Genomic DNA, 26,318 nt, shown 5'->3' with positions numbered 1-26,318 from the left:
ATCAAATTAATTAGACTTTATGAAAAGCAGAATTCTAGCCTTACTCGGTGGCACGCTTCTCTCGGCATCGGCCATGGCCGGGGGCTACCAGGTAAACCTGGCCAGCCAGCGGCAAATTGGTATGGGCCATACCGGTACCGGCCTGGTTACCGGCACATCCAGTATCTTCTTTAACCCGGGTGCCATGAGCTATGTGCGCGAAAATGGCGTGACAATTGGCGCAAGTGCACTTTTCTCTAAAATTGCTTACTCAGCTCCGGAGAGCAACGGGGTTACCGCCAGAACCGACAATCCTGTGGGTACACCTTTCCAGGTGTACGCGGTGTATAAAATCAATGATAAGCTGGCAGCCGGACTGGGTGTGTACACGCCTTTTGGTAGCACAGCCAAGTGGGGCCAGGAGTGGAGTGGCCGTTTTGGACTGGAGGAGCTGTCGCTTTCCGCTATTTTCTTCCAGCCTACCTTGAGCTATGCTATCACCGATAAACTTGGCATCGGTGCTGGTCTTACTTATGTAAAGGGCAGCGTGAACCTGCAGCGCGGTATACCGGTGCAGGACGAGGCCGGCAACTATGGCCGTGCAGAACTTGACGGCGACGGAACGAGCCTTGGCTACAACGTGGGTATCTATTTTAAGCCATCCGAGAAGCTGTCCTTGGGTATCAACTACCGCTCCAGAGTAGACGTGGATGTGGAAGAGGGTGATGCTACCTTTACTGTAGCCCCATCACTTAAATCACGCTTCCCGGATACTAAATTTGGCGCTTCGTTGCCACTGCCTGCTACCTTGTCGGTAGGTATAGGCTTTATGCCAACAGAGGCCCTGACAATTGCCGTGGACGTGAACCGTGTGGAGTGGAGCGCTTATGAGAGCCTGCGCTTCGACTATAAGGATGCTGTGAACGGCAGTAACTTTACAGAAAACGCCCGTAACTACGAGGATGCTTACATCTACCGTATCGGTGCTGAGTACAAAGCTACAGAGGCTCTTGCCCTGCGTGCCGGTGCCTACTACGACAGCTCTCCTGTGCAGGACGGCTACCTGACGCCAGAGACTCCGGACGCTGACGCGCGCGGCTTGTCTGTAGGCCTGGGATACAGTGTTTCCGACAACATCAAGTTGGATGCTTCCTTCCTGTACATCAACAAGAAAGAGCGTACCGATGCTTCTGATAAATCAGGAGGTATTGGTGGTACCTATAAGGCGGTGGCCTACATCCCTGGTCTTGCTTTAACTTATAATTTCTAATTCCTGACGAATATGAAAAACCTATTTTATAAAACCGGTACGCTGGCTCTTTTTGCCGGTGTGCTCCTCACCAGCTGCGACCCAGACATCGATACGCCTTCATCCAGTGCGGGCACAGCTGATTTTACTTCTTACGTTGCGGTAGGTAATTCACTGAGCGCCGGTTATGCTGACAATGGCCTGACACTTCCGGGACAGCAGGCTTCCCTTCCGGCTATTCTGGCCAGCCAGTTCCAGAAAGCAGGTGGCGGTGCGTTTGAGCAGCCGCTTTTTCCAGAGGACAAGCCAAACGGCTCTGGCTACCTGAGGCTGACTGGTTTTACCCCACAGGGGCAGCCAATTACACAACCCGTTACGACCGACCTGGCCGTGCGCGGGCAGAATGAGAAAGGCGCACCACTTTACACCAAGTATACCGAGAACGTAAACAACCTGGCTATACCGGGCATCAAAACCGCTGACATCAAAACACCGGGTTACGGCAGCACGCAAGGCAATGCATACTTTGAGCGCCTGACGGATAACCCAATGCAAACTTATTTGCAGTATGTGCAGGCACAGGCGGAGGCAGCCAACCATACTTTCTTTAGTGTGTGGATAGCCGAGAACGATGTGCTGGGTTACGCTACTTCCGGTGGTGCTTTCGAAACCGACCCGAGATACAAAATCACGCCAGTTGCCGACTTTGATGCTAACTTTAAGGAGTTGCTGGATGTACTGACGGCAGATAAGCAGAAAGGCGTGCTGATAACCGTGCCGGATGTTACTTCTGTGCCTTTCTTCACAACCCTAGGCCCATCTATTAAGCAGGTGCTGGCGACGAATAACATCCCGGGCATGGTAGCGATTACGGGCTCAGGCAGAGACCGTACCCAATTCGCGGCCTCGCAGATTGGCGCTGCAGAAAACGGTATATACTTCCCGCTTACTGCTTCTTCGTACGCTCCATTGATTGGTCAGCCAACAGGCAAATACTGGAGAGAACTGGCCAAGCAGCTAAGCCCAAGCCAGGACCCGCTCGTAGTGAGACTTACATTGGCAGGCGTGCTGGCTAACTATGGTATAGATACTACCGCGATGTTCGGCCTTTCTGCGGGCAACCCGCTGCCAAGCGCGCTAGTGCTGGATCCGGTAGAGCAGGCGAAAATCAAAACAGCCACAGAAGGTTATAACCAGATTATTAAGGCACAGGCTACTGCCCGCGATCTGGCCTTTTTCGACGCTAATGCTTACTTTAAGTCTATACAAGGAGGCTTTGCCGCTAATAACGTAGGGTATTCTCCTGCCTTCATCACTGGTAACCTGTTCTCGCTGGATGGTATCCACCCAACTCCGAGAGGCTATGCCGTTGTAGCCAACGAGGTAATTGACGTTATCAATTCAAAGTACAACGCTAACATACCAAAAGCAGACATCACACAATATGATGCCGTGCTTTTCCCGGGCCGCCAGTAAGCCGCCTGAAAGTATAAGCTAACAAAAAAGCACCTCTTTCGGGAGGTGCTTTTTTGTTGGTATCTGAATCAGTATTTGCAGGCCTTGTGGATAAACAGGATGGATGTAATTAGATATCATACTCGCTTATATCCATACTTCTGAAATCCCACCCATCCTCAAATCCTGTAAATCCTGATCTTTAATGCGCTTCCAGCCAGTTGTCGCCTATGCCCAGGCCTACTTCCATGGGAACGCTCAGCGGCATGGCATTGGTCATCAGCTCCACAATCTTAGGTGTCACGACTTCGATTTCCTCCTTTGGGGCATCGAACAGCAGTTCGTCGTGCACCTGCAGGATCATGCGGGTTTGCAGCTTCTCCTGGCGCAGGTACTCGTGGATGTTGATCATGGCAATCTTGATAATGTCGGCAGCCGTGCCCTGGATAGGCGCGTTGATGGCGTTGCGCTCGGCAAAAGCACGTATGGTCTGGTTGCGCGAGTTGATGTCGCGGAGGTAGCGGCGGCGGTTCAGCTTCGTTTCGGCGTACTCCAGCTCGCGGGCTTTCTCAATGGTGCTGTCCATGTACTCCTTCACAGCCGGGAACTCGTGAAAGTACGCCTCGATAATATCGGCAGCCTCGCGGCGCGCGATACCCAAGCGCTCGGCCAGGCCAAAAGCCGAAATACCGTAAATAATACCGAAGTTCACCGTCTTGGCCTTGCGGCGCATCTCACTGTCTACCTGCTCCAGCGGCACGTGAAACACCTTGCTGGCCGTGGAGGCATGGATGTCGAGCCCGTTCCGGAAGGCCTCTTTCATGGTGGGGTCCCCGCTGAAGTCGGCCATGATGCGCAGCTCGATCTGTGAGTAGTCAGCTGAGATGAGCTGGTGCTTGTTGTCGCGGGCCACGAAGGCTTTGCGTATCTCCCGGCCTCGCTCGGTACGGATCGGAATGTTCTGCAGGTTTGGGTTGGTGGAGCTAAGGCGTCCGGTAGCCGTTACAGCCTGGTTAAACGAAGTATGGACGCGGCCATCCAACTCGCACACCAGCTGCGGCAGGGCATCCACGTACGTGGATTTGAGCTTGGTAAGCTGGCGGTGGTCCAGTATAAGCCGCACAATCTCGTGCTCGCCGGCCATTTTCGACAGGATTTCCTCGCCTGTGGCGTGCTGCCCGGTTTTGGTTTTCTTGATCTTGCTTTTGCCGTGCAGTTCCAGCTTGTCGAAGAGGATCTCGCCCAGCTGCTTGGGTGAGCCGATGTTGAACTGCTCCCCGGCAATTTCAAAAATGCGTTTTTCGATGTTGATGATCTCGCTCTCGAGTTGGGTAGAGAAGTCTGCGAGCGCTTCGGAGTCGATGCGCACGCCCTCGTTCTCCACGTCGGCCAGCACCTGCACCAGCGGGTTCTCAATCTCCCGGAACAGCTTCATCAGCCCCTGCTCCTGCAGCAGCGGCTCAAAGTATAGCTTCAGGCGCAAGGTGATGTCTGCATCCTCGCAGGCGTAGTCTGCTACCTCCTCCGGCTCCAGGTCGGCCATGGTTTTCTGGTTCCTGCCTTTCGGACCGATCAGGTCGGTGATGGGCACCGGGCTATAGTTAAGGTAGGTTTCGGCCAGCACGTCCATGTTGTGGCGCATCTCGGGCTCCAGCAGGTAGTGCGCCAGCATGGTATCGAACAGCGGCCCCTGCACCTCTACCTTATACTTCTTCAGCACCAGGATGTCATACTTGATGTTCTGCCCCACCTTGGCAATGCTCGGGTTCTCCAGCACCGGCCGAAACTCCTCCAGTATACGCTGAGCTTCCTCAATATCATGAGGCGGCACCGGCACATAGTAGGCCTCGCCGGGGCGGTAGGAAAACGACATGCCCACCAGCCTGGCCGTAATCGGGTCAATGCCTGTGGTCTCCGTGTCCCAGGAGAACTCATCCTGCTTCAGGAGATACTGCACCAGGCTCTGGCGCAGTTCAGGCGTGTTGATGAAGTGGTAGTCGTGCAAAGTGGTTTTTATACTTTGCATGGTGGCCGGAAGCGCCTCTTCGGCTACTTCTACCGCAGCGGCGGCAGGGGCATCAAACAGGGAAGTTTGGTTGACGGCGGATGCTTTTCCCCTTCTGGCGCCTTTGGCAGTGGCAGGCGCGGCCACGGCAGCCTCTCCCAGGCTCTTGCCCAGCACCCGCTGCGTCAGCTGGCGGAACTCCAACTCAGCGAACAGCTCCGCCACGCGCTCCTCGTTGGGGCCGTCATAGTGCAGGCCTTCCTCACTAAAATCTATCGGCACATCGCAATGGATCGTAGCCAGCTCTTTTGACATCAGCCCTTGGTCGGCGAACTTCTCGATGTTCTCTTTCTGTTTGCCCTTCAGCTGGTCGGTGTTGGCCAGCAGGTTCTCTACGGATCCGAAGCGCTGGATGAGCGACTTGGCGGTTTTCTCGCCGATGCCCGGGATGCCCGGTATGTTATCCACGGCGTCGCCCTGCAGGCCAAGGATGTCGATAACCTGCTCCACACGCTCTATTTCCCACTTCTCCAGCACCTTCTGCACATCCCATACTTCGATGGCGTTGCCCATAAAGGCCGGCTTGTAAAGGAAGACATGGTCTGTTACCAGCTGGCAGTAGTCCTTGTCAGGCGTCATCATGTACACGTCAAAACCGGCTTTCTCAGCTTTGCAGGCCAGCGTTCCGATAATGTCGTCAGCCTCATAGCCATCCATCAGCAGCACCGGGATGTTAAAGGCCTCCACTATTTTCTTACAGTAGGGTATGGCAATGGAAATATCCTCGGGCTGGGCCTGCCGGTTGGCTTTATAATCTGTGAAGTTATCGTGGCGGAATGTTTTAGCCGCCGTATCGAAGGCGACGCCGATGTGGGTGGGCTTCTCCTTCTGCAGCACCTCCACCAACGTGTTTGTAAAGCCGAGGGCGGCGCCCGTGTTCATGCCTTTGGAATTGATGCGCGGGTTCTTGCTGAAGGCAAAGTGCGCGCGGTAGATCAGTGCCAGGGCATCTAAGAGGAATAGTTTCTTTCGTGGTTCGCTCATGGGGCTAAGTTAGTCAAATTCGGGCTAAAGCTCAGGAGGGCTGCCTGCGATTTATACTTCAACGGCTGCGCATAGGTTAAGCTAGCCACGGCTGTACCCATTCTGGGGCACCTTGCAGGCGCGCCTCCCCATACTGTAGAAAAATTCAACAATAAAGCAAATATTCTTAATAAATTTTTAATCATAATAAACCATTGAAAACAAGCCATTTACAAGCATTATCGATTTCTGGCACAGTTATCTCATAAGGGAATGGCACAACAGAACGAAAAATAAACTGACTAAACCATGAAGAAAGTAACCTTACTAGCCTTTGCCTTTGCGGCATTCGGCCTCATATCAACTGAAGCAACAGCACAATCTCAAAATACACCTTCTACGCAGCAGTCACCTCAATCAGAGCAGGCGCAGCAGCAGGGACAGCAACAGCAAGACGCTAACAAGCAGCAAATTACACAAGAGGAGCTGCCTGAGGGCGTAAAGCAGGCCCTTCAGCATGATGCCCTGAAAGACTGGCAAGTGAGCGAAGTATACAAAGTGGCTCCAGAGGCTACAGCCGGTGCTGATGCCAAGGCTACTTATGAAATATACTTTACTAATGCCGAGCAGAAGCAGGCTGTCGCTCGTTTCGATGAAACAGGCAAGCCGGTTGCCAAAGCTGCAGCCGCCGAAGGCACAGTTGAGCAGTAAGCCATTATATTTTAACAAATAAGTATAATCCTGAACAGAGAACAATATTATGAAAAAGATAAGCGTATTAGCACTAGCCTTTGCACTAGCCGGGTTTACCGCCCAGGCCCAGGAAACAGCCACTCAGAATACTGAGCACACTACACAGCAGGGCCAGGAGAAGGGCAAGCAGAAAATTGCCCCTGATGAACTGCCAGATGCTGTAAAGCAGGCTATCGTTACGAACGAGGAGTATGCCAACTGGACACTTGGCGAGGTACATAAAGTACAGGCTGCCGAGGGTGGCGCTCCGGCTACTTTTGAAGTACAGTTCATTAACGGAGAGGAGCAGCCAGTAGTGGTTCGCTTCGATGAGAATGGCAAGAAGGTAGAAAGCTAAGAGCCTGATAGCTTCATAAATGAAAGCCCCTGTTTCGCGACAGGGGCTTTTTCTGTTTTAAGTCCATCAAAAAAGGAGCTATATTGCCATAATAGCAGCCGGGTAGAACATAAAGCAGGGTAAAATCGTTACTTAGTAGCTTCCTGCAATCACCCGGCAGGTAGTAACACCGAAATTCCGATATGCCTAAGATACTTCTTATTGATGACGATCCAGCTTTCTGCCTGATGCTGAGAGGCTTCTTACAGCGCCAACAGTATGAGGTAGTCACCGCTTTCACCGCCAACGACGGACTGCGACAGCTAAAGGGCCAGAACTTTGATCTGATCCTGACTGACTTCCGCCTTCCCGATAAAGACGGCCTGGAACTGCTGACCCAGATCCGTGTGCTAACACAGGAGGTACCCGTTATTCTGATGACTACTTATGCGGACATCCGCACCGCAGTAAAGGCCATTAAAATGGGTGCCTACGAGTATATCACCAAGCCCATCAACCCCGACGAGACACTGCTGGTTATAAAAAACGCGTTAACCAAGAAAACTGAGCCCAAGCAGGAGGAAGTAGCTGCTGCGCCGGCCGGCAGCTTCAAGTTTGTGCGCGGGCAAAGCGAGCAGGCCGAGAAGATAGAGGAATTTATCACGCTGGTGGCCCCTACCAACCTTTCTGTTATCATTGAAGGGGAGAGTGGCACGGGCAAAGAGTACGTGGCCCGCATGATACACCAGCAGAGCAAGCGCCACAACAAACCTTTTATCGCGATAGACTGCGGGGCCTTATCAAAGGAACTGGCAGGCAGTGAGTTGTTTGGCTATGTGAAAGGGGCCTTTACTGGTGCGCTGAAAGATAAAGAAGGCCAGTTTGAGGCTGCTGAGGGCGGTACGCTGTTTCTGGATGAGATAGGCAACCTACCCTACGAAGTGCAGGTAAAGCTGCTGCGCGCCCTGCAGGAGCGCAAGGTGCGCAAGCTCGGCAGCACCACCGACCAGGATGTGGACGTGCGCGTGTTGGCGGCTACCAACGAGGACCTGGTGCAGGCTGTGGCTAACGGGCAGTTCCGCGAAGACCTCTATCACCGCCTGAACGAGTTTAAGATCAATATACCGGCACTGCGCGAGCGCGACGGGGATGTGGTGCTGTTTGCCAACCATTTTCTGCAGCAGGCCAACCATGAACTGGAGAAGCAGGTGCAGGGCTTTGACCTGACCGCTGAAGAGGCGCTGCTAAAGTATAACTGGCCGGGCAACCTGCGCGAGCTGAAAAACGTGGTAAAGCGCGCCGTCCTGCTGGCCAAATCCGACTTCGTCACGCTGCGGGAACTGCCCGGCGAAATCGTAAACCATACTCCGGCACCACAGCCGGCTGCCAGCTATACTTCCCCAGCTGACCCGATGGAAACGGATCTGAAAAGTATAAACGAGCGCAACGAGCGGGAGATGATCATGGCGATGCTGGAGCGCGTGAAGTATAACAAGTCTAAGGCGGCCCGCCTGCTCAACATAGACCGCAAGACGCTCTACAACAAGCTAAAGCTTTATAACATAGAAATCTAAGCGCTTAGCTGGCCTCCGCCATGGCATGTATACTTTGCAGCTCCTGCTGCAGAGCTCTTAGCACCTGCCGTACCTGTGGCTGCACTTCCTCCACCGCTTGCTGCAGTTTCAAATCCTCCTGATGCCCGGTATGCAGCACTTGCTCCAGCTGAGCCAAGTGCGGCGTTACGGTGTCGGCTTTCAGGTGGCGGAAGGCGGTAATCATTTTGTGCGCCATGTTACCGGCAGCCTCCCAGTCTTTGGCACTGGCTGCTTCCACTAACTGCTCCAGGTTCTGCTCCTGGTCCTGCACCAGCACTTCCAGCACGGCAGCCAAGGCCTGGTGATCATCACCCGTAAACAGGCGCATCTCGCTCAGGTCATATAGCTCTTCTTCTGGCTTGGCTGCGGCGGCTGGCTGCTCCGGCAGCGCGGTAGATATACTTTGCTCAGGCTCAGCCGCCAGCGACTCAGACGGCAAGGCCTGTACAATCTTTTGGTGGAGTTCCTGTTCGGTGAATGGTTTCAACACGTGGCCTGTAATTGCCGTGTTATCGAAGAAGCCGGCATCGTTGCTCAGGATGTTGGCTGTCAGCGCGATAATAGGCACCTGCTTGTCGAGTTTGCGGATGTTGCGGGCTACGGTTTTACCGCTCATGCCCGGCAGCTGAATATCGGTAAGCACAATGTCAAAGGAGTGTTGGCGCACCAATTCCAGGGCCTCGCGCCCGTCGTTGGCCAGGTGCACCTGCATGCCCCAACGGCTTAGAATCAGGTTACAGAGCGTGCGGCTGTAGGCATCATCATCCACCACCAGCGCTTTGTACCCTTTAAAGCCACACGGTACCGGCACGGCATCGGCTGGCACAGCCGTAGCTTCCTCCCGCGATACCTGCATCGGCAGCACAATAGTAAATGTTGTCCCCTCATCAGGCACACTGCTCACGGTAAGGGTACCTCCTTGTATATCCACCAGCTTCTTGCTGATGGACAGGCCCAGGCCAGTACCGCCATACTTGCGCAGGATAGAATCATCAGCCTGATTGAACTCGCCGAACACGTGCTGCAAACGTTCCTGCGGTATGCCTATGCCCGTATCGGACACCGCTATACTTAGCGCCAGGCGACTGCGGCGTTGGCTACGAAGCCGCACATCTACGGTAACCTGCCCCTGGTGCGTAAACTTAATGGCATTATCTACCAGGTTAAACAGCACCTGCTTCAGACGCAGGGCATCTGCGTTGAGGTTGTCCGGTATGGTAGCCTCTACCCGGAAGCTAAGCGAAATATCTTTGCTGGAGGCTTTTAAGGCAAATGCCTGCTCTACCTGCGTCAGCAGCTGGCGTAGGGCAAAGGGCGTGCGGTTTATCTGCAACTTACCCGCCTCCATTTTAGACAGATCCAGCACGTCGTTCACGATGTGGAGCAGGTGCTGTCCTGCACCGTCTATCGCCTCCAGGTGGTCTGCCTGGTCGGGGCGCAGCGGCGTATGGCGCAGCTGTTGCGTAAAGCCCAGCACCACGTTTAGCGGTGTGCGCATCTCATGGCTCATGTTGGCCACGAATGCCTCTTTAGCACGGGCAAGTTTTACGGCCTCCTTCTGTGCCTGTATCAGCCTTGATTTATAGTTGTTGCTGCGCGTCAGGTCGCGGAGGATGATCAGGATAAAGGCAATGCCGCTGCCCAGCCCCAGCAAGCCTATAGCCAGCAGAATAGTGGATGTCTGCTGGGCTACCTCTCTGGCTGTGGCCGAGTTCAGCTGCGCCTTTTCGTGCTCGTGCCGCTCCAGTTCATGCATCATCAGGCGTATCTGGTCCATCACCTGCTTGTCCTGCTGCAGCAACGCCAGTTCCCGGTCCTGCAGTTTCCTGGCCTGCTCATCGGCCTCGCGCTGCACGTTGTACAGGATGCGGCGCACCTGATTAAGCGGCGCCACCGACACATCCGTAATGGTCGTGTCGATCTCCACCTCCTGTTTTACCTGCAACTGCGGCATGATGACTTTCGGTACCGGTACAGGCTCGGCGGCAGGCTTTTCCTTTTTAGTAAAGATTTTACCCAAAAATCCCCGCTTATCCTCTTTCTCCTCTTCCTGCTGCTGCGGCTCTTGTTGTGGCTCCTCCGGCTCTATGATGGTAAGGTTGAGGCGGTCGGAGATGGTGGTAGTGGTGTTCTTCCGGATGGTGGTGGAAAGGGGCTTCTGCTCGGCCGTGGATGCAATCTGGCGCATCGCCTTGCTGGAGTACGTGTGCTCCTTCTGCTGCTTCTTCAGGGCCACGTACTGGTCCAGGCTCTTGTGCTTTTGCTGCAACAGCGCCGAGATGGAGTCTACCTGGGCAAGCTCCCTGGGGCTGTCTTTCATGAGCATCTCCAGGGTATCAATCTGGCTCTGAATGGTATCAAGATGGCCCAAGTACGCTCGAAAATGTTTCTCCTCGGCGGTGAGGGTAAAGGCACGGATGGCGCTTTCGGCAGTGGCAATAGTGGAGAGGGTTTTCTGCAGCTCCATCAGTTTGTTATTTGGCTGCGAGAGCACTTCCACAGAGTCAAGAAGCTTGGTAAAGCTGGTATACGTCAGGTAAATGGCGGCCGCCACAATGCTCAGCGCCAGCGTGAAGCCCACCACTACTTTCGTTTTGATGCTATCCCCGAATATCTTCATGTAGCTAAAATACAGATTTTTAAGTTGCCAGCTGGTGGCTCAGGTCTTTATAACGCCATTACAACAGAAATGATTACAGAAGTGTGCCGATTCAGGGGATTTAGTGACTTTGGGTTGGCTAATTGGCCTAGAATAGGAAGCTTCAGGTTATACTTTATACTTTGGTTATACTTTATACTTGCTTTCACCTACTTCCCCTTCCACTGGCGCGGGTTTGTAACACGTGCCTACTATGATGTTGGGTTTGTAACCCAACTGGCTCGCAGAGCCATACCTTTATACTTTGGCGGTACTGCTATACTTGAGCTATACTTTATCCTTTCGCTCGCGCGAGCTTGTAGCTCGTGTCTTTTTATACTTGTTGTTATACTTTATACTTTCATAGCCACCGCTTCCTTGAGCTTGGCTATCTTTACTAGCCCCTGTTCATCCTCTAGGCTTACATACCTATCGTTTCATCTACACCTTCTGCCCTCCCAGGCCGGGAGGCCTCGCCTTCGGGCATCGCGCGGTGTGCCTGAAGCTGCTCCTCGCTCCGCTGCGGGCTGCCCTGGCGGGCACCGCAACATCCACAAGGCGCTCAACCCAAAGGCTGGGATAAGGTCGATAGCTGCTGCCCCTTCTGTCATCTCGACCTTTGGGAGAGATCTCTATAGAATTCTCAATAGATCTCTTGCATCGCTCGAGATGACAGCAGAGAGGGATTTATACTTTATAGGGACAGGTCGCGACCTGTCCGCGCGAGGACACCGGCTACAAAGCTTATACTTCAGCCAAAGCAGTTACAGGCTCCCCGCCTTAGACAAGGAGGGGCAAGGGGTGGTTGGACCCTGTACTCCCAAACTCCCTCTCCTCTATAAACCAGCTACTACAAAACAAAAGAGCTCCCCACAGCAGCTTGCTGTGGGGAGCTCTTTTTATACTTGCTATACCTTATACTTCCGCTATCTCAGGATCTTGAACTCTGTGCGGCGGTTTTCCTGGTGCATCTGCTCAGGGCAGGACACGCCATCTTTACACTTATTAATTAGCCTGGTCTCGCCGTAACCTGTGGCCACCATCCTGTCGCGGCTGATGCCCTTGGATACCAGGTAGTCCACGGCGGCTTGTGCCCGCAACTGCGACAGTAACTGGTTGTACTCGTGTGTCTGGCGGCTGTCGGTGTGGGAGCTGAGCTCAATACGGATCAGCGGGTTAACCTGCAGCATCTGGGCCAGTTTGTCCAGTTCCTGCGCCGCCTCCGGCCTAATGTCGAACTTATCCAGATCGTAGTAGATATTCTCGAGCACGATAGGGATGTTTGGCGTATTGCGTACAAAAGCCAGCTCTACCTGCACCGAGTCGGTTTTATACAAGCACTCCGGCGTAAACGTCACGGCCTGGTCCAAATAGCCGGCTTTGCTGCCCCTTATGATGTACTTTTCGCCCGCTAAAATCGGGAAGGTGAACCGTCCTTTCTCATCCGATTTCGCTTCTACGAACTCCTCGCTGCCATCCACATAGAGTTTCAGGTTTGCATCTGCCACGGGCGCCTTTACTGTTTTAACGGTGCCTTCCTGCGCTAGCCTTTCAAAAGTTATGCCGACTAGCACGCAGGGTACCTGGTACTCTTCAAACGTCAGGATGTCATCGAAACCGCTGTCGGAGAGGCGGCTGGAGGATAGCATGCCCTTCTTGCCGGTGCTGTCTACGCGTATGCCGAAGTCGTCCTGGGAAGTGTTGAGCGGGTATCTCAGGTTTTCCACGCTTGTCCAGGCTTTGTGCGCGCCATTGGCCTTGAACAGATCCAGGCCGCCCATGCCGGAGTGTCCGTCGGAGGAGAAGTATAACTGGCCGTCTTCGCCCAGGCTCACAAAGCTCTCGCGGCCGCTGGTGTTTATCACCGGGCCTGCATTCACCGGGGTTCCCCACGAGCCATCCGCCTGGCGCTCGCTATAGTATACATCCGTCTCGCCAAGACCGCCTGGCATATCCGAAACAAAGTATAACACCTGGCCATCTTTTGTTACGGCAGGGTGCCCGATAGAGAACTCATCCGTATTGTTATACTTGAATGCCTCTGCCTTGCCCCACTTCTTGCCGTTATACTTTGACATGTAGATGCCGTGGCGGTTGGTGTGGGTGCCGTTGTCGCTGCCCTTAAACCAGCTGGTCGGGTCGGAGTTGTTACCGGGTATGGCTCTTTTCTTCACCACGCGCGTTCTGGTAAAGTATAGCGTCTGCTCCTTCTCCAGGTAATCGGCCGGGCCGTTGTGGTAAGAGGTGTTGATAGCTGCCGGGAGCGGCTCCGGGTTAGCCCAGGTGCTGTCAGTCACTTTCGGGGCAAAGTACATTTGGATAAAGCCATTGCCTGTCCAGTTGCTTTTTTTGTTGCTCCCGCCCAGTCTGTCGGAGGAGAAAAACAGCCCGTCCTTGGTGCGCACCGGCCCAAAGTCGGCGCTTTCGGAGTTGATAGCCTCCAGCTGGGCTATTTCGTAAGGCCTTGGGTAGCGCATCCATTTGATGGCCGAGTCGCAGGAGGCGACCATGCGCAAAGCTGTCTCGCGCTGCTCTGGTACTTTCTCAGCATACTCCTGGAAGAGCTGCTTGGCTTTAGAGTAGTTGGTGTTTCGCTTCGCTGCCTCGGCATAAAGGTAAATGTTGGCAGGGTCTGCGTTAGGGAAGGCCACTGCCTGCGCATACCAGAACTCGGCCTCCTTGCTGTTGTTCAGGATGCGGTAGCTGTCGGCGATGCGCTGCACCACCTTCAGGGTTGGCTCTTCCTTCTCCAGCACCTTTTTGTAGGCCTCCAGCGCCAGGCTAAACTCAAAGTTGTTAAAGTGTCTATCAGCTTGCTTCATGTCCTGCGCTTGCACAGGCAGGCCCCCGATGCATGCCAGCGAGATCAGCATCAGGGCTAGGGTAAAAATGCGCTTCATATAAGGGTGGTGTAAACTACAGGTTTCGAGGCGTCAGGATGCGGCCATACTTCTTCTTGAGGAAGTAGTACCCTACCGACACTTCGTGAGTAGAGAAATCTTTCAGTTCGTTGAGGCTAATATCGTAAGAATATCCGATACGCAGCTTCTTGGTGGCGTAAACTTGTGCAATCAGGGCCACGGCATTTCGCTTGTCAAGCTGCTTCATTTGCTGGTCCACAAACATCGGCACCGCCGTACGGTAAGAGGCCCCCAGCCATAAACGGTTGTAGAGCAACACAAAAGCGTTTACATCCAGCGCAGTCGGGCTCCGGAAATCCTCTTTGATAAGGATACTTGGCTTCAGGCGCACATCCTGGCTCAGGTCGAACACATAGCCGCTGGACAGGAAGTAGTGGCGGCGTGGTGTGGCAATCTGGGTTTTGCTGTCCTTGAACGGAACAAGGTTGGCAGCCGAGAGGCCCACGTAGAAGCGCTCGGTGTTATAAAAGGCGCCGATCTTCACGTCTGGCAGCACCTGCGACACACGTCCCTGCGGAATTGCCTGGTCAGGCATCTCACTGCCCGGATCGAGGCGCGTACCATCCAGCACATACTGCGAGGCTCCTACAGCAACCCCTAAGGAGAGGTCGGAGTAACGGTCCAGTCTGATACGGGTAGCCAGGGCTCCGTAGGCTGAAGTCTGGCTCTGGGCACCTATTTCGTCGTTTACCAAGTGGACGCCCCAGCCCAGGCTTTTGTGCCCGGTTGGCCCGTCCACGCTCAGGGTTTGAGAGGTAGGCGCTCCCGGCAGGCCTGTCCACTGGGTGCGGTAGGTGCCGTTGATGCTCAGGATCTCCTTGCTGCCTGCATAGGCAGGGTTCACCACCAGTTCGTTAAATATATACTGGCTATACTGCGGAGCCTGCTGGGCAAAGGCTGCCGGGGCCAGCACAATGCCTAGCAGCACGAGTAGTTTCTGTATTGCCTTCACGTTCGTTACCATCTCCTTACCTTACTATCATCACGTAACCTTTAAACATTTTATCCTGGCCGTCGCAGAGCTTCACGCGCACCACGTAGAAGTAGGTGCCCTCGCTCAGGTTATCGCCATCCCAGGTGTTTTTGTAGGACTTGCTGTGGTATACCTGGTTGCCCCAGCGGTTTATGATCGTCACCTCGTTGTCAGGATAGTTGAGAATGTTGCGGATCTCCCACTTATCGTGTGTACCGTCGTTGTTTGGCGAGAACACGTTCGGGAAGTGCAGTTCGCTGTTCGCAAAGGTAGGTTCAGGCGTATAGTATACCGGCTCGTCGGTACAGCCTCCGTTGCTGGCTACTACCGAGATGCTGCCGTTGCCGAAGCCTGCCGTTACCGTGATGCGCGTGGTGCCTTGCCCGGACACGATGCTCCAGCCTGCCGGCACTGTCCAGGTATAGGTAGTGGCTCCCGGTACCGGATCTACCTCATAGCTCAGGCCAACGCATGGGGTGCTAAGGTCTCTTATACTTGTAACGCCTTCAGCTGGCATAGCCGCCACGTTCAGGGAAGCTGGCTCTGTGGTGCCGCAGCCATTCGTGCCTTTCACGGTGATAGTTCCCGCTCCAGGGCCTGTTATTACGGTAATCACTGCCTTGCCCTGGCCGGAAACGATTTGCCAGCCCTCTGGTACCGTCCACTCATAGGCTGCTCCCACGGATGGGTTTGCCACGCTGAAAGTTACAGTTGTACCCGCGCATACTTCAGGTGTTCCGACTATGCCGCTTGGCGTAGCTGGTAGGGCAGGGGAAGGTACTACATCCAGCTCAGCTGTTCCGCTAACTTGGCAGCTGTTCTTAGCCGTTACCTTTATTTTACCTGCAGTCCCGTTGGCAACTACCTCGATGGTGCTGGTGTTGTGACCGGAAACGATCTGCCAGCCTGCCGGCACCTCCCAAATGTAAGTATCCACATTGCCTGTGGCACTGGCCGACACACTGTATGTTGTTGTTACGCCCTGGCAAGGGTTAATTGGGCCAACGGTGATCTCCGGAGTCAGTGGCGCCGTCTGAGACACGACGTTCTTACGCGCCGTACCTCCATTGCCGCAGGCATTCACAGCTGTCACGGATACCTCGCCTGGCGCTGCGCCTGCTGTTACAGTAACGCTGGTGGTACCCTGTCCGGCAGTAATGTTCCATCCGGCAGGCACAGCCCACTCATAGGATATGGCACCACTAACCGGTTGAATGCTGTACGTTAGCCCAGTGGCTCCCTCGCAGAAGGTTGTAGCCGGACCGGTGATTTCGCCAGGGGCTATCGGTGTGTTATCTGCCACGCCTACAGCCAGCTTGGCAAGTCCGCTCTCGCCGCAGCTGTTGCCGGCCAATACCGTTACCTCGCCACCGCTTGTGCCTACTTTTACTTCTATGGTCTGCGTGCCCTGGCCGGAGATGATTTCCCATCCTGTCGGAACTGTCCAAGTATAAGTAAAGGCGGTGTTGACAGGGGCTATAGTATAGGTGGCGGTGGTGCTAACGCATACTTGCGCAGAGCCTGTAATCACTCCCGGTGTGGCAGGAGGTGCCGTGTTCAGGATAAGGTCTCTGGAAATGGTGCCGCTGTCGCCGCAGTCGTTCTTGCTGGTTACGCTGATGGTTCCGGCATTATTGCCTACCAGCACCTTTATACTTGCGGTGCCCTGTCCGGAGATGATCGTCCAGCCTGTTGGCACCTGCCAGAAATAGCCTGAAGCGTTGGCAACTTCCTCCACGTAGAAGGTGGCCTCAGTGCCTTTACACACATCCAGGTTACCAAGTATGGCCACAGGTGTTGCCGGAGCCGCGTTGGTAGGTGTTACCTGTAGGGTCTGCGCGCCACCCGGTCCACAGCCGTTCTCCGCTGTTACGCTCACGGTGCCGCCTGTACCATTGGTGATGACGCTAACAGTGGTGCCTTTGTTCTCTACCACCTGCCAGCCAGCCGGGAAAGACCAGTTATACTGGTAGGCTCCCTCTACCGGGTCAATGCTGAACGTATAAGTACCGCCAGCACAGGTAACGGTGTTACCTGTGATTGGCCCTGGTATGGCCGGCACCTCAGAAGTCATAATAGCCGTCAGCTGCGACTCTCCGGTTACACCGCAGGCATTCTGAGCTCTTACTGAGATGATAGTTGGAGCAGAGCCCGCGTTTACCACAATGCTGGTCGTGCCCTGGCCGGATACAATTTCCCAACCTGCGCCATTGCCCACCGACCAGATATAGTTAGAGGCAAAAGCTACGGGCTCTATAGAGTATGTTACTTGTTTCTGGCCAACACAAACCGAAGGAGGTCCGCTGATGGCACCTGGCTGGTCTGGCGGAGATGGCACCACGGTTACGTTAATGGCCGCTGCAGTACCCTGCCCGCAGTCATTCTCGCCTTTCACAGTTACCTCGCCAGCCGTGTTGCCAGCCGTTACGGTGATTTTTGATGTTCCCTGGCCAGCTGTTATGGTCCATCCCGCCGGCACAGTCCAGGTATAGGTGTTCACACCGGCAATCAGATCTACGCTGAACTCATAGCCAGCCTGACCTTCGCATACTTCTCTCGGGCCATGAATTGGGGCCGGAGGAAGCGGAGGCTGTGTCTGAGGCACCACGTTAAGCTCACTGGAGGCACCCGTGCCGCAGCCATTCACCGCCGACACTGTTACTTTAGCGCCGTTTGCTCCTGTCTGCACCTCGATGCTGGTGGTACCCTGGCCAGAGATAATGGTCCAGCCTGTCGGCACCGTCCAGGTATAAGAATTTGCTCCTGTTATCGGATCTATACTATAAGTAGTGGTTCCGCCCACGCAGCCATACTGCGAACCGGAGATTGGCCCTGGTTGCAGCGGCACATCGTCCGCAGGCACCACAGCCAGCCTGCTTGGGGCGCTTGGGCCGCAGTCGTTCCAGGCCACTACCGTAATGTCACCGCCATTAGCTTTGGCGTTTACCACAATGCTGGTAGTACCCTGGCCAGACACGATTTCCCATCCGGCGGGCACCGTCCACTCATATCGGGTAGCATTCGGAACCGGCTCTACGGAATATTTCAAGCCTGTTTGGTTGATACAGGTATTCACGTCGCCGGTTATAGCGCCCGGCGCCGGGCTAGGGGAAGAAACCGGCTCTATGTGTTTTGTAATTGGCTCGCTCACACCACAGCCGTTCTTGGCCACCACGGCTATGTCAGCGGGAGAGTTGCCCACTTTTACCATTACCTGTCTGGTGCCTTGACCGGACACTATCGCCCAGCCGGAGCCCTGTGGTGCGGTAATCGTCCAGGTATATTCAGTGGCGGTAGGCACTGCAGGCACCTCATACGGCACGGTGGTATCTACGCAACCTTGGATGGTACCTATGATTTCTGATGGTGCCAACGGCGATTGGTCATCCACCTGCACGTACTTCGTCTGAGGTTCGCTTGTGCCGCAGGCATTTACGGCATGCACCTGCACGTTGCCGCTGTTGTTGCCCGGTCTTACCACGATCTCGGTAGTACCCTGTCCGGAAATAAACGTCCAGCCATTAGGAATTACCCAGTTATAGGAGGTGGCATTTGCCACAGGGGCTATGCTGAAGGTAGCCTCCTCCAGGCCACTGCAGACAGCGTCTGGCCCGGTGATAGGGCCTGGCTGGTTCGGCACAGCTGACTGCACGGCAATATCCAATGTTCTGGCAGGGCCCTCGCCGCATGTGTTGCTGGCTGTTACCTTCACAAAGCCCATATTATCCCTGATAGCCTCAGTTCCCACCTTTACCCTGATGGATGTTGCCGTGCCCGGCGTACCGATAGGGGTAAAGCTCCAACCAGAAGGAACGCTCCATGCATAGCTTGTGGCGCCATCCACGGGCGTAATGCTGTATACAAACTCATCGCCAAGACATACTTCGGTAGGCCCTGCTATGACACCTGTTTCAGATACCAGCACGCAGAAGTTCAGGCTGCTTGTGTTGTTAGAAGGAATCTCGTCTACGGTTGTGCCCTCCACACTCACCATACTGGAGCGGATGCCCGCCTTATCGGTTCTGGTAACAACGGTTATAACAACTTCTTCTTTGTAGTTAAGGTCTCCTATGCTCCAGCTTGTGCCGCTAAAAGCAGGATTGGAAGGATCTTGGCGCACTATTACCCCGGCAAGGCTTTCCCCGGACACTACCACATTCTCTGCATTAGTGGGTCCGTTGTTTTTTACCCGGATGTAGTAGGTAACCTCCTCGCCAAAGGCGTAGGTATCGCGACCTCTGGAGCCGGGCTCTTTCGTGAGCGTTACTTCAAGGTCGGCAGGGTGGGCAATGGCGTTATTGGAAAGCGTTATGCTCCCGTTGCTACCGGCGCCGATGGCGGCGAGGCGCCCCTGTATCGACGCGCCATCCTCCATGGTAATATTGCTTCTGGAAAAGATATTACCCAAGGCCGCAGCACTCTTTCTCACCGTTACATCACCCTCTACAAGCCAGAATAAATTGATGCCTGTGGCGCCGCCGGAGAGTTCATACTCTGCTTTTACTACGTCCAGCGTACCTGTTACCTTGATAATAAATACAGGATTGGTAAGGTTCTGACCGTTGAAGGTGAGTTTGCTGTTTAGCGTAGCATTCCCATTGATGGTGTACACACCAGGTGTAATGGTTTGTCCGCCGAGTTCTCCGGCAGGAAGATTCGCCCCGGTCTGAGAGGCTAAGAAGTTCATGGCGGCTCGGGCGTCAGTCACAGCTCGTTGTGCCAATGCGTCATTGGTGTGCACCCCTTGCTCAGCTGTTCCTGGAGGGAAACCACTTAAGTTACCTGCACCAGAAGTTAAACCAACTTTGGCCTCTACTACAGTATTATCCGTGTTAGTTATCTTATTTGATGCCAAGGCGCCAAACTCATACATAGCACCAAGCGTGGGTGCCGTCTGGGCAGCGGCCCCGGCAGCAAACACGCAAAAGCACACTACCAGGAGTATGACTTTTTCTAACCAGCTTACCATTCAGTTATTCGTAAAATTTCTTTATATTATCTTCGCTTAAGGTGAAACATTGAGTTGTGCTGCGACATCCAACATTGTACTAAACCAACTGCCTCTGAACAGCTTTCCTCTTTGAGTCAATTTTTCAGGTGCAATAATAGACTTTAAAAATTACATTGAAAAATTATTAAATCAGCATTTTGCACTAATCAATTATAGTACAACTAAAATTTCACATTTTTTTGTACAATACAAGTTTTGCTTAAAAGTTTAAATATTTTCATTATCAAATAATATAAATACATATCTATAATTATATACTAACCTCTTTTCCACGCTCTTTTCAGCCTTGGATCTTATAATAGTAGAAGTATTACTTTTTAAATTTTGATCGCACGAGCCTCAGCACAGCAGCTATATAACATTCCAAATACTGGGCTCTTCGGCAGGACTTGTCTAACAGGTAGAATAAAACAAAACGCCCGGGCAGCTGTGTCTGCAGCTGCCCGGGCGCCTTCAAAAAAACACTCGTAAGTTCAGAGTATACTTACCATACCCACTGCGGGCAAATAATGCGCCTGTCGTTTAGCAGCTTGAACCCAAGCACCACCTCGTGGGTGCCTGCGCTCACCTTGTTGAGGTCGGAGGTGGTAAAGTCGTAAGAGTAGGAGAGGTCGAGCAGCGGGCTGATGTATACACCCACCATAGCAGTCAGGGCATCGTTGTGGCGATAGGCACCGCCTACCCAAAAGCGCTCAGCGTACATCACCCGCAGGCTGGCGTCTATAGAGGTCGGACTGGGATCGGCCATTTTCACCATCACGGAAGGGATGACGTCTATACTTTCAGTGGGCTCCAGGCGGTAGCTGGCTGTTATGAAGTAGTGCCGCTGCAGGGGCAGTGTGGCCTCGTTGCTTCTGTCTGCGTTAAAGCTGCCGGCATCTTCCAGCAGCTGCGCCCCCGCCACGCCAACCGAGAAGTTGCGCGAGTAAAGCCAAAGCCCCAGGTTCAAATCCAACACGGTGTTATTGATGTTGCCTCCGGCCAGCAGCGGGTCGTTATCGTTCGAGAAATCCAGGTCGCTGGCGTTAATGGAATTGCGGATGAGGCCAGTGGACACACCCCCGGACAGATTTATACTTGTGGTGAGTGGCAGGTGGTAGGCATAGGAAACACTAAGCCCCGTGCGGCGCAGCGGCCCGGTTTTGTCGGTGTGCAAAATTGCCCCCACCCCATGGTGCGCCAGCGCCTTGTGGTACCTGTTGCTGGCGGCCCCCTTGTTTAGCGGCGTGTGCGCAGAAAGATAATAGGTTGTTGGCGCCCCCTCAATCCCTACCCACTGCCTGCGGTGGCTCAGCCTGATGTCGGCATAGTCTTCTATACCGGAAATGGCCGGGTTGAGCAGGTAGTTGTTGATCATGTACTGGCTGTGCTGCGGGCGCTGTTGTGCCGCAGCCTGCATTGCCACAGCCATCAACGAAAGTATAAGTATAAACGGCTTGGTCATGTCTTAACGGATAATGGTCACGTTCCCGGAGAGCGGCTCCTCGTTGGTGCTGCGCAGGTAGATGAGGTAGTAGTAGGTGGCCACCGGCAGCTCCTTGCCATTGTAGGTACCATCCCACGGCACGCCATACCCCTTGGAGCTGAAGATTTTGTTGCCCCAGCGGTTAAACACCTCCACCCGCATGTCCGGGTAATTCTCGTAGTTCTTGATCTCCCATACCTCGTTCACATTGTCGCCATTCGGGGAGAAGGCATTGGGCACCTCGATTGCCGGAATCACCTCCACTGTCACGCTGGCTGTGTCGGTACAGCCCTCTTCAGTGGTTACAGTTACAGTATAGGTGGTGGTCTCCTCAGGCTTGGCAATCGGGTTCTGCAGCGTCGGGTCGTTCAGGCCAGTGGCAGGCTCCCAGAGGTAAGTTGCCCCACCAGAGCCACGCAGCTCCACCGGCTGCCCCTGAATAATAGTCACATCTTCGCCTGCGCTTGCCTCTGCGGTTACCACCGTTACTGTGGCCGGGGTGCGGACGGCGCTGGCGCATTGCTGGTTATTCACGGCCTCCACGTAGTAGGTGGCGGATTGCGTCACGTTATCCACCGGAAACTCTGCTCCGATAAACACGGGGTTGCCTCCGGTGGAAGCAGTATACCACCTGTACTCCAGGCCATCGGCATTGCTAACCGCCAGCGTAACCGACTCACCGAAGCAGGCGGTGGCATTGCTAACTGTCAGTGTTGGAGCCTCGGGCAGCGGAAGCACGCTTATACTTACTACATTGGAGGTATCGGAACAAGTACCGGAGAACACAATCCTACGGTACCAAGTATCGCGCAGCAAAGCTCCTGGCTGGTAGTTCTGTCCTGTGTTGGTTCCGGAGGCCTCTACAAAGCCCATATCAGGCCCCGTGGTGCTGCTCTCCCACAAGTAAGTATATCCCCCGGCACCGTCTGTGGGCAGGCTACCGTTAATCTGCGGCGGCTCCTGCGACTGGCAGGCACTGGGTTGTGTAGCTGTGATGGTATTGTTTCGCAGGGCAGGCGCTACCCGTATTTCCAGCACCGCAGAAGTGTCGGCGCCGCAGGAGGCAGAGGTCACCACGCGACGGAACCAGGTCGTGGTCGTCAGGTTGCCGGCCGAATAATTTTGCCCGTTGTTGGTTCCGGCAGCGGCCCTGAAACCAGTAGCAGGACCAGTGGTGCTGCTCTGCCACAGGAAAGTATAACTGCCGCTGCCACCCGTTGGCTCCGTGCCATTTAGTATGGAGGGAGCCGTACCAATACATACCTGTGTTTGCTCGGCGCTGATTTCGTTGTTCTCCAATCTTGGGAAGACCCTGATCCGGATGGCTTCGGAGTAGGAAGTACAGCCTGCCGAGGTGACTGCCCTGCGGAACCAGGTATCGCCCTGCCGCAGAGCACCTGCCGGTATGGTGTAGTTCACATCGTCGTTGGCGCCGGGAGCTGCCGCAAAGCCTTCGTCAGGGCTTGTCGTGCTCACTTCCCACAGGAAAGTATAGGGCCTGCCACCGCCACCCGTAGGCTCAGATCCGATAAGTTCTCCGGGCGTATCACCTTCGCATATTTCGGTAGGCTCTGCGCTAATGGTATTGGCACTGGCGGGCACTGGCTCCACTGCAATGATGGACACTGCCTCACTGATGTTCTCGGCGCAGCTTCCGGAGAACACCACACGCCGGAACCAGGTATTGCCCGAGACGGCCTGGGTAGGAGTATAGTCTTTGGTGTTGTTCGTGCCGGGAGCCGGCGTAAAGCCAGCGGTAGGGCTGGTGGTGCTAATCTCCCAACGGTAACGTGGCGGCGCACCCGGGGCGCCGCCCGTAGGCGTGGAGCCGGTTATGGTTGGCGGCACCGCCCCAATACACAGACTGCCTACCTGTCCCCCCTGCAGCTCAATGGTGTTATCCGCAATGGCTGGCACTACCGTGATGGGAATAGGCGTAAAGTCGCTGATGCAAATAATGCTGTTAGCCGTGTCTATGGCTGCTACATAGAACGTGATGTCGCCTGTCAGAGAAGGCGTGGTAAACGTAGGGCCTGTTGACAGAGGCGTGGCGTTGGGATCGTTGGTATCGAACCAGGCAAAGATTGGCCCCGGTCCGGATGGCGTAAGCTCCACCATATCGCCTTCGCAGGCCGTTATGGGTGTTTGTATGATAGGTGCTGCGGGCTGTTGAAGTATAACCACCTCCTGTACCGGCGCCGGCTGCCCCTGGTAAATAGCGTTGGAGCTACCGCACTCATTTATCGCCTCCAGCGACACGGTGTACCTGCCGGGCAGGGAGAAATTATACTTGAATTGGAACACATCGGAGTTGAAAGTTTGTGTGGTGCTGGTAGGGCCAGTAATGGTCAGCCTGACGGTGATATTCTCGCCCAGATTTTTATCCACAAACAAGCCCCCGCCTGCCCCTCCTCCGGGACCGCTGCTACTATAGTCTATTTCGGTGGGGCCGCACACGGTTACGCTAGGCGGTAGCTGCACCTGCGGCCAGCCCACCACAATGCCCTGCGAGGTCGTGTCAGAGTCGCAGCCGTTGGTCACGATTTGCTCTATGGTATACACGCCCGACTGCGTGAACCGTATACTTGGCTCCGCCGAGGCAGAGTCGCCGGTTTCGAAAGACCAGCCCTGCGCAGGCTGTATGGACCACTTATAAGACAAGCCTCCTCCTGTCGCGCTGTCAGCCAAGGTGACGATGATAGGCACACAGGGCGGCTGCTGCGCCTCGTCCACCCGTTTCTTTTCGGCAATGGAGAAATTGGCCTTGGGCTCCTTGCTCACATTGAAATCTTGGGTAAAGATTGCCTCGCAGCCGTTGCCCGCAATAGCCCGGATGGTAATCGGGAAAGTACCGATGGTGTCATAAGCTGTCGGGTTGGAGATCGGGAAATCGCCACGGCTGTACTGCTGCTCCGGCTCACCGTTTCCCCAATCAACAAAGTAGGTGCGGATATCAGAGAGGTAGGGCTCTGCCACCTCATTGTTGATTTTAGCAAAGACCTCTATGTCATTGTCTTCTATAGTATCCGGCAAGCACACCTGAAAATTGGTCTCTTCCGAGAAGCTGATTTCCGGGAGGCTGTTGATCGTGATCGTCTGACGCACGGTGTCTGAATTACAGCCCAGCGCGTTGGAGGCAAAGGCGCTCACCTCATAATCTACATCTCCCACACCCACTGAAGTATACGTGTGCTTCACCTCCGGCCCGCGGGCAGTGGCCCCGTCCCCGAACAACCAAGTATATGTTACATTCGGATCTGGCACGTTTACCGAGAAGGTAAGTTCCTGGTCAGCGCAAATGGAATTGGCAGCGGTAGGTGTGGGTGTTACAATAAAACCGGGGGAAGCAGGCTTGGGGTTTACAGTTATAAGGCGCCGAGAGGAAGTGTTTGTGTTGCAGGTGCCGCCGGAAACCTGTACCTGATAGGCGCCGGACTCAGTTACCTGTAGCGTTCGGCCGGTTTGGCCATCCATTTCAGCACCATCCTTTATCCATTGGTAGCTAAACCCCTCAGGTGCAATCAACTCAGTAGTTTCTCCCTCACAAAGCAGTGTTCGCCCGTTTACGGTAATCGTAGTAGGACAGCTATCCTGTGCCGCAACAGCATGAGTAAGCAGAAGCAGCAAGGAAAGCAAACCAGGAAACAAATGCCTTTTCAACAGAAGGTACATCAAGATAGTAGTTAAGGGTGATCTATAGGCTCAGCGTTTTTGTATTACGAAAATCATATATATTAAGATACACAAGCGTGGCCCGGTATCGGCCCAACTATACACTGGGCGAGGGAGAAAAAAGGCACAGGGACAACCGCAGCAGGAAACAGAGGCCACGCCGCCCTTTACCTCTAGTGCCAAACTCTTTAAAAGGTTACAACACTTCTTTGCTTTTTATCATCTACAGATACTTAACGTGCTGTATTCCTGCAAATTGTGTTGCACCTCCGAAACACCATCCATGCAAAAAAACAGCGCCGCCTGACTCGGTGTTGAATCAGGCGGCGCTACAGGCGAGATAGCTATAGGAGAAATAAGGAAGATTAAGCTGAGATAGTGTCGAACAGAAGCTCGTTCCGCTGTTTACCCACCACCTCAAGGGCACCCATCTTGCGCAGACAATAGGTTATTTGCCGGCAGCGGTAAAGTGGTAAGGCCAAGGCCGCCGACAGTGTTTTATTCGAAAAGGGACGTGGTAAATACTCAGGGATGAAACAGAGAAAATCGGCGGCGCTTGTAAAGCGGTGGGAGCTCACCACCTCCAGCAGTTTCCTGTCTTTTATACTTTCGCGCTTCCGGTGTTTGCTGCCCTTGCCATCGCGGCAGCGGACCTCCTCTTCCCGTATCATCGGAAACTCCATCGTAAAGTTCTCGTGCTTGATGAGCTCCGGAATACGCACCAGTTCCTCGAATATGTCTGTCAGGCTGCCGCGAAATGGGGACTTGCGCCTTGATTTTATTTTTGTGCCCGTCGTATCTACCTGTAGCACCCACTTCTCAAGCGTGACAGGATGAAGCAGGTGCACCGGATGCTCTTGTACCAGCACCTCCAGCTTTTGCCGGATGGCTGAGAAATTTCGCGTCTGTATCTCTACTAACTGCCCGCCCCGCACCAGATCAATAAAGTACCCATTCAAAGGCACCTCAAACTGATCCGCTGGCTGCGCATACCACTGCTTTAGGGCCGCGTGCAGCGAACGCTCATTCTGTACACCTATACCTGCTACCTTCTTTTGCTCTTTTTCTAGGGATTCTTCAGCCTCTGCCTCCACGACCAGTATCATGTTTACCCCAAAGCTAATCTATTACGTTCCCTTTTCCCATACCCAGTTGCCCCTGCCACTATGGCAACAGCAATAGGACGGTTTTCCCAATCTGAGCGCAGCTCGCAAATTTACACATACTGCGCTAGGCTTGACTTTTTCTAATAGATCTCGTACT

At 54.1% G+C, this 26,318-nt stretch carries 13 protein-coding genes; 5 read left to right on the top strand and 8 right to left on the bottom strand.

Translation table 11 applies throughout. The features are described 5' to 3' along the window. Window positions 1-19: 19 nt before the first annotated feature. The gene (locus tag BM040_RS11000) at window positions 20-1,249 is read left to right on the top strand and encodes an OmpP1/FadL family transporter (RefSeq protein WP_092101064.1); all 1,230 of its coding nucleotides are present in this window, start codon (window positions 20-22) and stop codon (window positions 1,247-1,249) included. 12 nt (window positions 1,250-1,261) lie between these two features. Beyond that, on the top strand, window positions 1,262-2,704 hold the full coding sequence (locus tag BM040_RS10995; RefSeq protein WP_092101062.1) for an SGNH/GDSL hydrolase family protein: 1,443 nt from the start codon (window positions 1,262-1,264) through the stop codon (window positions 2,702-2,704). 181 nt (window positions 2,705-2,885) lie between these two features. On the opposite strand, the gene polA is transcribed toward BM040_RS10995, so the two are convergent. After that, the gene (polA, locus tag BM040_RS10990; protein WP_092101060.1) at window positions 2,886-5,732 is read right to left on the bottom strand and encodes a DNA polymerase I; all 2,847 of its coding nucleotides are present in this window, start codon (window positions 5,730-5,732) and stop codon (window positions 2,886-2,888) included. A 288-nt stretch (window positions 5,733-6,020) separates the two neighbouring features. Here polA and BM040_RS10985 point away from each other — a divergent pair, with 288 nt between their 5' ends. The 3 genes from BM040_RS10985 (at window position 6,021) to BM040_RS10975 (ending at window position 8,354) form a co-directional block, all read left to right on the top strand. Further along, window positions 6,021-6,422 carry a hypothetical protein gene (locus BM040_RS10985; protein ID WP_175491040.1) on the top strand — a complete coding sequence of 134 codons (402 nt, stop codon included), beginning with the start codon at window positions 6,021-6,023 and terminating at the stop codon, window positions 6,420-6,422. A gap of 49 nt (window positions 6,423-6,471) precedes the next feature. Continuing rightward, a complete protein-coding gene (locus BM040_RS10980) occupies window positions 6,472-6,801 on the top strand; it encodes a hypothetical protein (protein ID WP_092101058.1) in 330 nt (109 codons plus the stop codon). Window positions 6,802-6,983: 182 nt separating this feature from the next. Continuing rightward, entirely contained in the window at window positions 6,984-8,354 is a 1,371-nt protein-coding gene (locus tag BM040_RS10975) for a sigma-54-dependent transcriptional regulator (protein ID WP_092101056.1), read from the top strand. A gap of 4 nt (window positions 8,355-8,358) precedes the next feature. Here BM040_RS10975 and BM040_RS10970 read toward each other — a convergent pair whose 3' ends face one another. The 7 genes from BM040_RS10970 to BM040_RS10940 form a co-directional block, all read right to left on the bottom strand. After that, window positions 8,359-10,995: an ATP-binding protein gene (locus BM040_RS10970; protein WP_092101054.1), complete on the bottom strand. Its 2,637-nt coding sequence runs from the start codon at window positions 10,993-10,995 to the stop codon at window positions 8,359-8,361. Between the two features lie 944 nt (window positions 10,996-11,939). Further along, window positions 11,940-13,913: an OmpA family protein gene (locus tag BM040_RS10965; RefSeq protein ID WP_245756190.1), complete on the bottom strand. Its 1,974-nt coding sequence runs from the start codon at window positions 13,911-13,913 to the stop codon at window positions 11,940-11,942. Window positions 13,914-13,929: 16 nt separating this feature from the next. After that, window positions 13,930-14,898, bottom strand: coding sequence for a PorP/SprF family type IX secretion system membrane protein (locus BM040_RS10960; protein WP_245756189.1), 969 nt, complete (start codon window positions 14,896-14,898; stop codon window positions 13,930-13,932). Between the two features lie 4 nt (window positions 14,899-14,902). After that, window positions 14,903-19,876: an ice-binding family protein gene (locus BM040_RS10955; RefSeq protein ID WP_092101053.1), complete on the bottom strand. Its 4,974-nt coding sequence runs from the start codon at window positions 19,874-19,876 to the stop codon at window positions 14,903-14,905. A gap of 526 nt (window positions 19,877-20,402) precedes the next feature. Continuing rightward, a complete protein-coding gene (locus BM040_RS10950) occupies window positions 20,403-21,362 on the bottom strand; it encodes a PorP/SprF family type IX secretion system membrane protein (RefSeq protein WP_092101051.1) in 960 nt (319 codons plus the stop codon). A 3-nt stretch (window positions 21,363-21,365) separates the two neighbouring features. Further along, a complete protein-coding gene (locus BM040_RS10945) occupies window positions 21,366-24,908 on the bottom strand; it encodes an Ig-like domain-containing protein (RefSeq protein ID WP_245756188.1) in 3,543 nt (1,180 codons plus the stop codon). Window positions 24,909-25,420: 512 nt separating this feature from the next. Next, complete coding sequence (locus tag BM040_RS10940) at window positions 25,421-26,161, bottom strand: DUF8091 domain-containing protein (RefSeq protein WP_092101046.1); 741 nt, start codon at window positions 26,159-26,161, stop codon at window positions 25,421-25,423. Window positions 26,162-26,318 lie beyond the last annotated feature (157 nt).

The organism is Pontibacter chinhatensis, from assembly GCF_900113285.1.
Classification (GTDB): Bacteria; Bacteroidota; Bacteroidia; order Cytophagales; family Hymenobacteraceae; genus Pontibacter; species Pontibacter chinhatensis.
The sequence above is the reverse complement of the archived record's forward strand: the minus strand, read 5'-3'. Positions and strand labels throughout refer to the sequence as shown.